The organism is Psychrobacter pygoscelis, assembly GCF_004335015.1.
GTDB lineage: Bacteria > Pseudomonadota > Gammaproteobacteria > Pseudomonadales > Moraxellaceae > Psychrobacter > Psychrobacter pygoscelis.
The window spans coordinates 589,380-603,601 of sequence record NZ_RQRU01000001.1 but is presented as its reverse complement, the minus strand read 5'-3'; the positions used below and the strand labels follow the sequence as shown (position 1 = coordinate 603,601).

The 14,222-nt window shown below is 46.9% G+C and carries 13 protein-coding genes; 7 read left to right on the top strand and 6 right to left on the bottom strand.

The window, feature by feature from the left end; genetic code table 11:
• The first annotated feature begins 73 nt into the window (after positions 1-73).
• On the top strand, positions 74-817 hold the full coding sequence (locus EGV92_RS02440; RefSeq protein ID WP_131667617.1) for an amino acid ABC transporter ATP-binding protein: 744 nt from the start codon (positions 74-76) through the stop codon (positions 815-817).
• A 39-nt stretch (positions 818-856) separates the two neighbouring features.
• On the opposite strand, the gene EGV92_RS02435 is transcribed toward EGV92_RS02440, so the two are convergent.
• Positions 857-1,585, bottom strand: coding sequence for a lysozyme inhibitor LprI family protein (locus tag EGV92_RS02435; protein WP_131667616.1), 729 nt, complete (start codon positions 1,583-1,585; stop codon positions 857-859).
• Between the two features lie 423 nt (positions 1,586-2,008).
• Here EGV92_RS02435 and EGV92_RS02430 point away from each other — a divergent pair, with 423 nt between their 5' ends.
• From EGV92_RS02430 to ureG, 6 genes are all read left to right on the top strand, one after another.
• Positions 2,009-3,016, top strand: a complete 1,008-nt coding sequence (locus tag EGV92_RS02430) for an urease accessory protein UreD (RefSeq protein WP_131667615.1) — start codon at positions 2,009-2,011, stop codon at positions 3,014-3,016.
• Positions 3,017-3,085: 69 nt separating this feature from the next.
• Positions 3,086-3,388, top strand: a complete 303-nt coding sequence (ureA, locus tag EGV92_RS02425; protein ID WP_131667614.1) for an urease subunit gamma — start codon at positions 3,086-3,088, stop codon at positions 3,386-3,388.
• Between the two features lie 312 nt (positions 3,389-3,700).
• Positions 3,701-5,815 (top strand): urease subunit alpha, encoded by a 2,115-nt coding sequence (gene ureC / locus EGV92_RS02420; protein WP_242678613.1) that lies wholly within the window; start codon positions 3,701-3,703, stop codon positions 5,813-5,815.
• A 534-nt stretch (positions 5,816-6,349) separates the two neighbouring features.
• Positions 6,350-6,901, top strand: coding sequence for an urease accessory protein UreE (gene ureE / locus EGV92_RS02415; RefSeq protein ID WP_131668074.1), 552 nt, complete (start codon positions 6,350-6,352; stop codon positions 6,899-6,901).
• Positions 6,902-7,026: 125 nt separating this feature from the next.
• Positions 7,027-7,842: an urease accessory protein UreF gene (locus EGV92_RS02410; protein WP_131667612.1), complete on the top strand. Its 816-nt coding sequence runs from the start codon at positions 7,027-7,029 to the stop codon at positions 7,840-7,842.
• Positions 7,843-7,895: 53 nt separating this feature from the next.
• Positions 7,896-8,555, top strand: a complete 660-nt coding sequence (gene ureG, locus EGV92_RS02405; RefSeq protein ID WP_131667611.1) for an urease accessory protein UreG — start codon at positions 7,896-7,898, stop codon at positions 8,553-8,555.
• Between the two features lie 116 nt (positions 8,556-8,671).
• Here the strand turns inward: ureG and EGV92_RS02400 are convergent, their stop codons facing one another.
• The 5 genes from EGV92_RS02400 to EGV92_RS02380 form a co-directional block, all read right to left on the bottom strand.
• Positions 8,672-9,304 carry a DUF302 domain-containing protein gene (locus EGV92_RS02400; protein WP_131667610.1) on the bottom strand — a complete coding sequence of 211 codons (633 nt, stop codon included), beginning with the start codon at positions 9,302-9,304 and terminating at the stop codon, positions 8,672-8,674.
• Between the two features lie 564 nt (positions 9,305-9,868).
• A complete protein-coding gene (locus EGV92_RS02395; RefSeq protein WP_131667609.1) occupies positions 9,869-10,516 on the bottom strand; it encodes an anthranilate synthase component II in 648 nt (215 codons plus the stop codon).
• Between the two features lie 98 nt (positions 10,517-10,614).
• Positions 10,615-12,045 carry an anthranilate synthase component I family protein gene (locus tag EGV92_RS02390; RefSeq protein WP_131667608.1) on the bottom strand — a complete coding sequence of 477 codons (1,431 nt, stop codon included), beginning with the start codon at positions 12,043-12,045 and terminating at the stop codon, positions 10,615-10,617.
• Between the two features lie 65 nt (positions 12,046-12,110).
• Positions 12,111-12,383: a Trp family transcriptional regulator gene (locus EGV92_RS02385; protein ID WP_131667607.1), complete on the bottom strand. Its 273-nt coding sequence runs from the start codon at positions 12,381-12,383 to the stop codon at positions 12,111-12,113.
• A gap of 424 nt (positions 12,384-12,807) precedes the next feature.
• Positions 12,808-13,905 (bottom strand): CPBP family intramembrane glutamic endopeptidase, encoded by a 1,098-nt coding sequence (locus tag EGV92_RS02380; protein WP_131667606.1) that lies wholly within the window; start codon positions 13,903-13,905, stop codon positions 12,808-12,810.
• Positions 13,906-14,222: the final 317 nt, after the last annotated feature.

The following is a 14,222-nucleotide window of genomic DNA, read 5'->3' as shown; positions in this document are numbered from 1 at the left end:
TTTAAGTCGTCAATAGCTTGAGTTTTACTTTGAACGAGAAGACAGTAAGCGTATAGATAATGATAGGAAAGCCATGATTCAAGTGACCAATATCCATAAAGCCTTTGGTGACAATGAGGTACTTAAAGGCATCGACTTATATATTCAAAAAGGTAGCGTCACCGTAATCCTAGGGCCTTCTGGGTCTGGTAAGACGACATTTTTACGCTGTCTTAATACTCTAGAGACTCCTGATCAAGGGGTTATTGAGTTTGATGATGGTAGCCTACGCGTCGATTTTGGCTCAGCGCCTACTAAGCGTGAGCTGACGGCCTTACAGCACAAGTCGGGTATGGTCTTTCAATCTTATAATCTATTTCCGCATAAGACTGCTCTTGAGAATCTAATGCTTGGGCCAGTGATCGGTCAAGGCAGAAACAAAGCAGAAGTGCGACAACAAGCCTTGTCATTACTAGAGAAAGTCGGCTTGTCGGATAAGGCTGACTTATATCCGTTTCAATTATCAGGGGGGCAGCAGCAGCGAGTAGGCATCGCGCGCGCACTAGCGATAGAGCCTGACTTGCTATTATTCGATGAGCCGACCTCTGCGCTTGATCCTGAGCTGGTACAAGATGTGCTCCTGACCATGCAGGAGTTGGCCGCGGAAGGCTGGACGATGGTCGTGGTGACCCACGAGATTAACTTTGCTCGTAATGTGGCCGATCAGATTGTGCTTATGGAGGGGGGGTATGTGGTCGAAGCAGGACCACCTGAGCAGCTATTTGAGACCTCCGAGCATCCGCGCACGCAGGCATTTTTGCAGCGTATTAAGCAGTAATAAATATCGCCTCAACATAATAGGGTAGGTAGCCCCTAATCAATCAATCCACAAATAATATTCAATGATTCGAGCATCGTTTTGCTGAATAAAGCACACTTTTTCAGCCTGAGAGCGTGGCCGGTAGTATCTATCTGCGCCGCAAATGGTAGAGCGCCTGATGAGCCACGCAATTTGATCTTGTTTTAAGTCTGTCGCCGATTCATATCCGTACAGTTGTGCCACTTCCTTTTTGGTCGCTTGATAGCTATTGTTAAGCTGCGCATCAGAGGTAGCGTACTGGCTATCGATGCGTGTACTTTGCCCGATAAGTGGTAGATAGTCCTCGACTGTTTTATACGACAGCTCGACCTTATTTCGAGTGACTTTATCCATAATTTTTATCGTATTATTGCTTGTATCGATAAAACCACTAATGTGCTTGTCTGCAAACTTATAACCTTTAAAATTGGTCATGGCAGGATAAGCTTTTACGTCAAGTGGAGGTTTTACTCTGTGATGGCTTTTTCCTATAGCAAAGGGCCAATAGGCCAAATCGCTGGCTACCAGTGACATGTCTGAGCAGGTGACACTTTGAGCATCATCATCTTTAGTGCAGCCGCTATATAAGTTTAGGCGTTGACCTTGAATGTTCATTCCTAAGATATAGTGTGACCTATCAGGGGTGACAGCCATACTGATACTGGGTAGTAACAACCATAAAATCGTCAATATTGTTTGCCTTGACTGTGAGTCACCAAATGGAACTATGCTAAAAGGAGTGCTCATAAGAGGCCTAGAATTTATTTTAATGCATTAAAATATAGCACAGTTAGTTAAGTTTTGTTTAATGCTGGATAAATATTATTAAATAGACTTTCTCTGTCTTGTCATTCCTCTCGCCGTAAGTAGTGTCATGCTAAGGCTTATAAGAGGTTATTTCACGCCATACCTACTGCAAAAGGCGGCATAAAATTTGTATTATCAACCCTAATATCAATACAGTCAGACGAAAATAAAAGAGACGACAATAAGATAGGTTTGATGCTATAAATGTATTACTGGCAGTGGCTATATTAACTTGAGGCGGCTATAAGCAACTTAACATTAAATAAACTATAATAAAAAAATACCTTAACGATTTAAATAAACCACTGAACACTTTATACTCTAAACAACACGACAAATTCCATTTCTAATAAGAGATACCCCATGGCCTTTTTGGTGAGTGATTTACCCTTACCCACCTCAAAAGACGATAAAGTCGCGGACTTTGCAGTCGCTGGCTGGCATTCAACGCTCAATCTTGGCTTCGATGTCTTAGCGTATAAGACGCGACTGGTCAAACGTCAGCACTGCGGCGCTCTGCAAGTGCAGCGGGCGCTCTATCCTGAACCTGCCATTAAAAATACTGCCCATCAAGCGGGTATCTGTCATGCCATTATTCTATATCCACCCGCAGGTATTGCGGCAGGCGACAGGCTCGATATTGACTGCTATCTCGCCCCTAACAGCCATGCAGTGCTGACGACGCCGGGTGCGGGGAAATGGTATGGCAAGGTACGGGATAGCAGCGAATCGCACGACTTAGATTTCATTGAAGCTAGGAAAAATGACAATACCGTTATAGATACTAACTTTGCTAGCCAGTATGTAAAAGCCGAAGTGGCAGAGGGCGCGCGCCTTGAATGGCTACCCCAAGAGAGCATTGTCTTTAACCATGCCAATATGCAAGCGAAGGCACAGTTTGACTTAGCGAATAGCAGCAGCTTGCTCACTTGGGATATTGTGGTCTTTGGTCGGCAAGCTTATGATGAAGTGTTTGCCTGCGGTCAGTACCGTAATGAGCTAACCATTCGCCGTAATGGCAAACTTATTGTGTACGAGAACAGCGATCACCCCGCAGGTTCGCGTTGGTTTACCTCGCCACTGGCGATGGCAGGTCAGCATGTGGTCGGGACGTTTTGGGCGTTTCCGGCGATAGCCACTTTAGCTTCTGACCATAAAAGCAAACTGAATCAAACTATTGCTACTTTACGGGAGCAGATTGCTACTCAATCACTGCCCGTAGTTTGTACCCAAATCGAGCAGGCGATTTGTATTCGTTACTTGGGCGATGACGTTCAGGCCTGTTTTTCAGCATTCTCTACACTACGTCACGTGCTGCGTAAAGAGTGGTGGCAGCTTGCTGAGCATAAACCGCGAATCTGGGATACTTAAGCGCTTGGAGTAATATTTTTTGGCGCAATTCATTCAAACTCATTCAAGAATAAATTTAAAGGATACCGCATGCAGCTGATACCCACTGAAAAAGACAAACTGCTTCTCTTTACCGCTGGCATGGTCGCAGAGCGCCGCAAAAATCGCGGCGTGAAATTGAACTATCCTGAGGCGGTTGCTTATATTAGCATGATGCTACTCGAGGGTGCACGTGATGGTAAGACTGTGGCCGAGCTTATGAATGAGGGCAATACTTACTTGAGCCGAGATGAGGTTATGGACGGTGTGCCGGAGATGATTCATGACGTTCAGGTCGAGGCAACGTTTCCAGATGGTACGAAGCTGGTGACGGTTCATGACCCTATTGTCTAGTGAATCCCACCCTAGCCCTCCCTTTAGAAAAGAGAAGGCGCTATTTTTTTGAGAGTCATGAAAGGATTAATCCAACTATTTTCAATAGGGAAACACTGCTTTTAAAAAGTAAGGTGAGCGATGCTTTAAATATATGCTCTTAAATGCTAGGCCAAGACTCTACTTAACTTGTTGAACATCAAAAAATAATTACCTAAAAAGGATGCCACCATGAGCCAAGAGCCTAATTCTAAAAGTTCTGATTCTAACAGTGCTAAGCAACCATTAGCCAGTAGTAACCAGCCCGAGCCACACTTTGAGTCACCAGCAGCCATCGGTGGCTACGATATTGCGGATGGCGATATTGTTATTAACCAAGGGCGACCGACAATTAGGCTTACCGTCACCAACACTGGTGACCGTCCGATTCAGATTGGCTCACACTATCACTTTGCTGAGGTCAATAGCGCGCTAGAATTCGACCGCGAATTGGCCACAGGCTTTAGACTTAATATCATCTCAGGAACGGCCATTCGTTTTGAACCGGGTCAATCACGAGATATTGAGCTGGTCGCATTGGCAGGCAAGCGCGAAGTTTATGGCTTCCGTGGTGACGTCATGGGCGCGTTAGATAGCGCAGAAGACAAGGCGGCTATAGATACTATCCAGCAATCAACGCAGCCGTCAACCAAGACAATATCTCGCCGCATTTACGCTGAGCATTTTGGCCCAACGACAGGCGATAAAGTTCGCTTGGCAGATACGGGCCTCTGGCTCAAGGTCGAAAAAGACCTTACCACTTACGGCGAGGAGGTCAAGTTCGGCGGTGGCAAGGTCATCCGTGACGGCATGGGGCAAGGTCAAGAGCCAGACGCTAGAGTCGCCGATACGGTGATCACCAACGCGCTAATTGTCGATTATACGGGCATCATCAAAGCCGACGTCGCTATCAAAGACGGCCGCATTAGCGCCATCGGTAAAGCAGGTAATGCGGACATCCAGCCGGATGTCAGCATCCATATCGGCGCAGGCACTGAAATTATCGCAGGCGAGGGCAAAATCTTGACCGCAGGCGGTATTGATGCCCACATTCACTTTATTGCCCCGCAGCAGTGCGAGACGGCGCTCATGTCTGGGGTCACCACCATGTTTGGCGGCGGTACGGGACCTGCCCAAGGTACGCTCGCCACCACCTGTACGCCCGGCGCGTACCACATCCAAATGATGCTCAAAGCCTTAGATGATGTGCCGATGAATATTGGCCTACTCGGCAAGGGCAACGTCAGCTTACCAGACCCTGTTGCCGCGCAAATTAAAGCGGGCGCGGTCGGTCTTAAGCTGCACGAAGACTGGGGCACCACACCGCAGGCCATTGATAACTGCTTGACTGTCGCTGACGAGTACGACGTGCAAGTCGCCATCCACACCGACACCTTAAATGAGAGTGGCTACCTTGAGAGTACGCTTGGCGCTTTTAAAGAGCGCTGTATCCACACCTTTCATACCGAAGGTGCGGGAGGTGGTCATGCCCCTGATATTCTCAAGGCCATCGGCGTACCGCATGTCTTGCCGTCATCGACCAACCCGACCCGACCATTCACCATCAACACCATCGACGAGCATCTCGACATGCTCATGGTCTGTCATCACCTAAGCCCTGCTATCGCCGAGGACGTCGCCTTTGCCGAAAGCCGTATCCGTCAGGAAACTATCGCCGCCGAAGATATCCTGCACGACCTCGGTGCTATCTCGATGATGAGCAGTGATTCGCAAGCCATGGGCCGCGTCGGTGAAGTCATCATTCGTACGTGGCAGACTGCCGATAAGATGAAAAGCCAACGCGGTCATCTTGCGCCAGACGTCGCCGCAGATAGTGAGGCCAATGCGGGGCATATTCAGTTTTCTGACGCGGATTACGAGACGGACAACGACAACTTTCGCATCAAGCGCTATATCGCCAAATACACCATCAACCCTGCCATCACTCACGGCATCAGTGACCTAGTCGGTTCGGTTGAGGTGGGTAAATGGGCCGATTTAGTGTTGTGGTCGCCGGCGTTTTTCGGTGTCAAACCCGACTGCATCATCAAAGGCGGCCTTATCGCTGCCGCGCCGATGGGCGATATTAACGCCTCTATCCCCACGCCGCAGCCCGTGTACTATCGCCCCATGTTTGGCAGCTTTGCGAGGCCCGTGCATGAGACTTGCATCACCTTTGTCTCGAAGGTCGCTCATGAAAACGACATCAAGGAAGAGCTAGGCCTGAACAAAATTGTCAAACCCGTGCACAGCATTCGCCAAATCCGCAAAAGTGACATGCGCCTAAATAGCTACTGCCCCGACATGGACATTAACCCTGAGACTTACGAGGTTCGCGCTGATGGTCAGCTGCTAACTTGTGAGCCTGCGAGTGTGTTGCCGATGGCCCAGCGCTACTTTTTATTTTAATACCGTTTACAATGCGCTCTATCATTGTCAGACTCGCTTAGTCTACGAATTGTAGTACTTGCACTCGTCTTTCGCGATAGAACGCATTCTAAAACAGTATGTTATCTATAAGCGTTCTAATATTAGTGAAACGCCAAGTACAAGCAAACGCATAAAATACTATTAGATATAGATATAGGGGAGCCAATCGCGCTATTCGCTTGTATCTACCAGTCTAGGCGAGGCGCTGACACGATTTGAGGCATTCCTGTTGCCTCGATATTACCTCAAAATCTAGTCAGCACAACTCGCCCAGGCTGATAGGATACCGCTTCTATCGCGGCTAAAAAGTACCACGTAAGTTAAGCCTTGACTGACTTTTAAATTAGGTTTTTAAATAAACTGTTTGAGGTAATAATTCTAGAATCGTAGCGTGGGTGAAACGAAGTGCAACCCACGGGCAAATGAACTTAATCCCAGTGATGTAGCACAGCCGCATTAAATAAATAGCAGCACAGCAAACAACGGAATATCCCAATGATCCAAGATGCCATTATGCCAGTCTTTACCCAGCGCCTAGACGCTGAGCAATTAAACGATGACCAACTTCAGCAACTCAAAGTTCAACAAGAAGCAGGCAACTACCTAAGCCTTGACTTTGACACTCGTCAGCGCTCGCGCTTTAAAGCTGATACCCAATCAGGCATTACCATCGGTGTCGATTTACCGCGTACCGAAACCTTAAAGAGTGGTTGCGTGCTTGCTGATACTAGTGGCAACCTTATGCAAATTCTTGCCGCTGACCAAGCCTTGACCCGTGTCAGCACGCAAGGCGATGATTTCGCGCTTATGAAAGCGGCGTATCATCTGGGCAATCGTCACGTACCGCTAATGATTACCCGCTCGGCACTGTTCTTTGAGCCGGACCATGTGCTTAGTGATATGTTAGTTCGACTCGGCGTGCATGTGAAAGACGTTAATGCACCTTTTGAGCCGGAGACGGGCGCTTATCAATCGGGTCATGCCCAAGGCGGTCATTCGCATGGTAGCCATAGTCACAGTCATTCACACAGCCATGACGACCATTCGCACAGTCATAGCCATTAGGTAGCCGTAGGTTATGCGTTCTGCCCAGCAGGGTCATAGGTATAACCTGAGCTGGGCTAAAGCCACCGCCTACGTAAAACAGAGTTTATTTAATCCATCTTACTTAAAGTAAAAAGACCTTATTAATGAGCCAAAACTCTAGCAGTCCAAAAGCGGCTGAACTTTCAAGCACTGGGAACAATAGCAATCAGCTTGGCGCGCTACTCATGTTTGCCTCAAGTAATCTGCCGATTGGCAGCTATACCTATTCGCAAGGGGTAGAGGCCGCGATTGAAGCAGGACTGATTTTTGATGAGGTCTCAATGCTGGCGTGGATGCAGGATTATCAAGCATTGGCCTTAATGGGGTTTGAATTGCCGCTCATCGTAGCGTTAGCGGAGCTATTAGCGCGGGATGAGACCGAGCTTGCCGACGAGCTTGCCGCGTATTATATGGCGAGCCGTGAGAGCCATGAATTCGTGTTAGAGGCCAGCCAATTGGCGCATGCACTGGGCGCTTGGGTCGAGGCGGTATTGGACTTAACCGTGCCGGAGTCTATCCGTCAGCAAGGGTTTTTACCCCTGTTCGCGCATATCTGCCAACACAATAAAATGAGCCACGACGCTATTGCAATGGCTTACGGCTTTGGTCAATTGGAGAATATGGTACTTGCGGCTGTCAAAACCGTTCCCCTTGGTCAGATGGCAGGTCAGCGCATCCTTTGGCAACTGCAAGCTGAGCTTCAACGCGAGCTACCTGCGCTTATTGATGAAGTAGTGCAGACGGTGGGGCTATGGCTGAACGAACCTCATGCTATGCGGAAGAATGAACTAGAGAACCCAGTCCAAAAGCCGCAAATCTCGATACTGATAGCGCGCCTGACCAACGCGGGTAATCTACCCAATCTTGCGATGCTGTCTTGCCAACACGAGCAGCAATATAGCCGATTGTTTCGGTCATAAAATTTTTTAAATCTAATAATCTAGCTAAAAATTAAACCGAATAAGGACCTTTTATGAGCCAATTTACAGCTAAACCAAATACTACCAATGAGTCAGCAACGCCAGCATTGTCACCACTACGCCTTGGTATTGGTGGTCCTGTCGGTTCAGGTAAGACGGCGCTTACGCTCAAGCTATGCCAGCGCCTGCGTGATACCTATAATATGGCCGTCGTCACCAACGACATTTATACCAAAGAGGACTCGGAGTTCTTAACGCGTAATGATGCCATGCCGCCTGAGCGTATCGTCGGTGTTGAGACCGGCGGCTGTCCGCATACCGCAATTCGCGAAGATGCCTCAATTAATCTGACCGCCATTGATGAATTAAACGCCAAGTTTTCAGGATTAGAGCTGATTATTATTGAGTCCGGCGGGGACAACCTAGCGGCAACTTTCAGTCCTGAGCTATCCGATTTAACCTTGTATGTCATTGACGTCTCAGCAGGGGATAAAATCCCGCGTAAAGGTGGCCCCGGCATCACCAAATCTGACCTACTCATTATCAATAAGACTGATCTTGCACCGCTTGTAGGCGCGTCGCTTGACGTTATGGCCCGCGATGCCAAGATGATGCGCGGCGACAAGCCATTTGTCTTTAGTAATATGAAATCGGGCGATGGCCTTGACGATATTATCGAGTTTATCGAAGACAAGGGTATGCTGCGTCGTTAGGCGTTAATCTAAGAGATGAGTAAAGTGTAATTAATGAAAGCTACCAACTAAATTTACAGCAAATTTAGTTGGTTTTTATTTAAAAGGCAGTTAAGACTTTCAGCTATTTTAGGCTGCTACTTTAAGGCAGCTTGAATGATAGTTTTGACCGCTTTATCTAGCGGTGCAAGCTTTTGAGAGTCTACATTATAGTCGTGGGCCAACTTGACAAAATCTTGTTGGCTGACATGGACCACTCCTTGGTCATCCTCCCAAACCAAAATCTTTATCGGTAATTCCATCGCCAGTTTCTGATTGGCTTGAAGTACAGGTGTGCCGACTTTAGGGTTGCCAAAGATAAACAAGGTAGTCGGGTTTAGCGTCATGCCGACTTTTTGTGCGCCCTTACTATGAGGTACGGTAGCAAAGAGATTGGCTGGTGATTGCTCTATTACTGCTTGAACGCGGCTGCTGGTAGTCGCAAAATCATAAGGGCTGAGGTGATCAGTCATGCTATTGTTGGCAGTAGAAGTAGCATCGGAAGTTGGCACTGAGTTCGTGTTATTAGGGGTTGTCAGCTGATTTTTCATAGAAGTATTGGATTGCTGCTGAGGTTGAGGCGTTGTCATTAGCGTATTACAGCCTGTTAAAGTTAATAATGCCGCCACTAAACATGCTGGCATGGCTAGCTTGATAAGGGTGGACGGGGCAACAAGGTTGGAGCGTGAAGCCCGCTTAAGGATTGATTTGCACAGCATAGTATTTTCCATAAATAGTGTTCTCCATAGTAAGTTCTAGTCAGGCAAATAAGAGACGGACAAAGGCAGATGACCGGCCCAGGTACGTATCAGTTTTATTAACCAGTCGCATAGTTATAATCTAAAGTCGTTTTACTGTCCCTTGACTATAGGGTCAAGCCTACTAGTGACTATAGCATCTACAATAGTCTGGTTGTCTTCTGCAACATATTATCTATCCCGTTATATGTTATCTGTCTTGTTATATATTACCTGTCTCGTTATATAAGATAGCTACGAGACATCACTACTTTATCAAAGGGTAGAGCAAGCCGGATAAATCGGTAGTATCCTAAATCTAGCCAAGTGTGAAGGTCTTAAGTAGCTAGAATACTAAACTTGCAAAAAACAAAATGTAACATCAATACCATACAATCAGGAGAGCTTTATTGCCGCTGTGGAAGACTTTATTTTCCAACTAGTAAGTATCACTTGCTGTACGGCGCTAGTATGGACTCAGTTAGATTTGTCTTACTTTCCTTTAACTAACTTTGCTTAAATGAAACAGCTAAGCTGAAAATCATGCCTTAAAGTCCTTTAAACCTGCAATAGGAAGTTACTTAGTAGACGTTTGGCCCCCTCAGTAGCAAACGACTCGGGGTGAAACTGAACCCCTTGGATCGGGTAGTCCGTGTGCCGAAGTCCCATAATTTCTTCGCCTTGTTTTACCAACTCTTCAAGGCTTGCATCATCATGCTTATCATTAGCGACGACCGAGGTTACGGTCAAGCAGTCTGGTAAGTTATCCGCCTGCACCATTAACGAGTGATAGCGCATAATTTCCACGCCTTGTGGCAGACCTTGATAGACACCTTTGCCATCATGACGAATGGGGGAGGTCTTGCCATGCATGGGTACGCCTGCGCGAATGACTTTGCCGCCAAATACATGCGCGATGCCCTGCATGCCTAAGCAGACACCCAGTAGTGGTGTGGTCTTGCCTAGCGTCTTAATGACCTCAGAACATACCCCAAAGTAGGCGGGGTCATCAGGAGAGCCGGGACCTGGAGAGATGATAATACGGTCAGGATTCATGGCTTGCACATCGGCTAAGCTGATCTCGTCATTGCGCTTGACGATGACATCAGCGCTTTCAGAGTCACTTAACGTCTGTAATATCTCGCCCACATATTGGTAGAGATTAAAGGTGAACGAGTCGTAATTGTCGATAATTAATACTTTCATTGGTTTGCCTTATAAACATTGGCGTATTTGTTATTAAAATATTGTCTATTGCTGGGCCGCGGTATCAGTCTTTGAGCATAAATTAGTCTAAGCATCAGTTATTCAGTCATAAAGCTGCTGAGCACCACCTTCATCGCTGACAGCTTACGCTGAATCTCTAAATACTCGTCGGCAGGATTGGAGTCGTAGACATTACCGCCGCAAGTCTGCGCGTAAGCATTGTCACCATTAATAAATAGGCTGCGAATGGGAATAGCAAAGATACAGTCGCCATTAAAGTTAAAAGACCCTAGCGCGCCGCCATAAGCGCCGCGACCATCCGGCTCTAGCTCATTGATAATCTTAATAGCTTCAATTTTGGGCGCGCCAGAGAGCGTTCCGGCTGGGAAGTTGCTGGCAAGTGCGCTAAACATATCGTGGTCAGGATGCAGGATACCGACGATTTCTGAAGAGATATGCTGGACGTGCGAGTAGCGCTTGATATCCATCAGACTGCGCACCTTTACTGTACCAAATCGTGCCACGCGGCCGATATCATTACGATGCAAATCCACGAGCATATTGTGTTCGGCGATTTCTTTAGCGTCATTGAGTAACGCCCGGGCAAGCTTGCGATCCTCAGTTTCATTTGCGCCGCGCTTGGCGGTTCCTGCGAGCGGGTAGGTCTCCATCTCCCCTTGGCGCAAGCGGAATAATAGCTCAGGAGAGGCGCCGATAATGCGCTGCTGACCGAACTTCATAAAGTACATATGCGGAGAGGGGTTGACCGAGCGCAGCTTCTCATAGATAGGCATGTGCGCGCCGCTGATACGATAGCGCGACTTAAAACCTACCTCACACTGAAAGATACGCCCGGCAATGATGTCTTCTTTGACCTGCATGACCGCCGCTTCATGGGCTTCTTGACTCATGCCATCACCTAGAAACTCTACATTAGGCGCTTCATAAGTCGGCACTGGCGTATCAAGCAGTGCTTTAATTTGCTCAACGCGGTTGTCTTGCTGCTCAGTCGGATAATAAAAGTAGAAAATCTCCCCCGTCATCTTATCTAGCGTCAAACCATCGAGATAGACACCAAACTTAAACGGCTCAAAGTCTTCGCTTGGCTTCGCGTCTAGACTCGGTTCAAAGAAGTTGACGCTGTCATAGCCAAGATAGCCGACCAGACCGCCGCTTTGATTGCGCGCGATAACATGCTGCGGGGTGATTTCGCGCAGCAGTTGATAGGGGTTGTCCGTTTGATATTGCGTCGTCTCCCCTGTCTTATTATCAGTGATGGCTAGCGTCGTCCGATCGGTTGCCGTAATGGTCATCACTGGCGCAAAGCCAATGGCATGATGGCGCGAGATATGGCTCTCTTCACCTAAGGACTCAAGCAGGTAGCAGGTATCAAACTGCGCTTCAATACGCTTAAACAATGCAAAAAAGTCGATATCTTGCGTCAGCTTAATCCGCTGCGGTTTACTTGAGATAGCAATAGGGATAGGTCTGGCAGAGGTCTTGGTAGAAGGTGAGGCAGTAGCAGTCATAAAGTATTCCAAAAAAGGCTAATTTAATAAGTTATAAGATAATGCGTTGACATAGCGTCATCTCATTATGTTTGCCGATGGGTGGCAAGTAGAGCGCTGACATCATGCTGCTGCATGGCCTTGGCACCGCGTGATACCGTGGCAATACCGACCCCCAGTTGCTCTGAGATGTCACGCTGGGTTACGCCTTGCTCGAGTAAATCAAAGATGCGAATACGATTGGCGATATCCTGCTGCTCTTTGCCTGTCAGTAGCGCGGTCAATAATGCTTCAATATCAGCGCTGTCTTGCGTGCTCGCCAGATGCGTAAGTAAGCTTTGGTACGGGTCAGTAGTCATACAGATTATTCTTGTCTTGAGTAAAGGGTAAGTTTGTTTCAGTATTCTAGTACAGTAGTACGAATTTTACAAGCCTAATGCCTTACTACAATAGCCATGACATTAGTTTAACTACTGATTACGGGGTTAACGCTTAACATCGAGAGATGTCAGTGAAGAGGAGGGCGTAGTGTATTGATACCACTGATTACTTTATAGTTGGTAACGAGTGGCGGAGATGGGTTGATAAAGCCTCCGCTACACGATGACTGCTCACCAGTAAATTTATACCCGTGGATTAACAGAGTGTCAGAATTTATTGGACTTGATGATAATCAATGCACCTATCTAATTCGTCCTACACTGACTATAAGCTTGGCAGCGTAAGGTCATACTTAATTTTATCAGTCCCTCTCGCAATCAATACTAGTCACTCCAGATTAATTCAAGCAGAAACTATGGCTTGACGGCGGCGTCTAATAGAGAGTATCAGCCAAGCAATAACTCCCAGTAGTACAAAACAAGTCAGTACGCTACCTTCTAGGCCAAAACTACCACCGGTTAGCCAATCAGGTTGGTTTGGATTAACCGCCGCTTGCAGAATACTTACAGGCATCGTAATACCACTGACTGCAAAGCCATAAAAGCTGGCTTGAGTCCAATTCCATAATCCATGGAAGCCGATACTCACCCACAGACTATTGAATCGCAGATAAAGTAGCGAAAATAAAACCCCAGCAAAAAAGATATTGAGTAAAGGAACCCAGCCAAGATCGGGATTGGATAAATGAAATAAGACAAATAATCCTGAATTCAGTAGTACCCCAGCGGTAACGCCCCAACGGCTAGCAATCTCAGGTAATAAAAAGCCTCGGTTAATGACCTCCTCTACGCCGCTTTGGAATAAAAACAGCGCCAGACTAAATACTAATAATAGCCACCATGATGCTGAGAGGGTGTTCACGCTCAAGGTTATCGCATCCGTGCCATATACAAAAAGTAGTAGCCACAGTGGAATACTTACGCTCACCACTCCCAGTGCCGCTCCAAGACAAAATAAGCGCCAACGCTGATGAGGCCGTCTAGCTAGTGGGCTGATACCAATCCGTTGAAAAAAGTGAATCCGAGGGATGTCGAGGTAAGTATTGGTTGAGGCGTGGTCACTCAAGCTTCGAGGTACGCCTTGATGATTCATTTTTTGCGCTGGTAGCGTGGTGTGCTGCTTTTTATAACGCAGCCATAGCCAGCCCCGCCACCAAAGCCATAATAATAGTAACTGAGCAAGAAATTGCAGCAAAGGCCCGGTATAAAAGAGCCAGCCATGACCAAGCTCAGTATTAGGGAACGGTATAAAAGAGACGAACCCATAAGCGAAGCCGCCAATAACCGACCAAATCATCGTCAGGATACACGCCAATACTGGATGGATGGTGGCTCGGCGATGATAATGAAGCCAGTTGATTAATGGGTAATACTGAAGGTTCGTTTTATTTTTATGACTAGTATTAGGCAAGGGCTTGGGCTTAAGAAACTTGGTATTCATATAGGTCACTATACTCTATGCTCAATCATAAATTGTGAAGGCGTTTGGCCAGTTTTTTCTATTAGATTGAGGAGCCTACTACAGATAAAGCAGCATTCGCTTTACGAAGGGTCAATTGATGTCGAATAGATTATATAGCTAAGTGACAACAAATTCGATATATCTTGAGCCATATAATGGTTAATACCGTCATTGCTGTTGGCGTGCTATCTAATTTTAGTAATTTTGGTTTTTCCTAGAGGTAGCGTAACTGATTTTATAAACCGACTATAGACTCTTGCTGCCTTCTTTAATGAACAGACTCTGATCTAAGATAG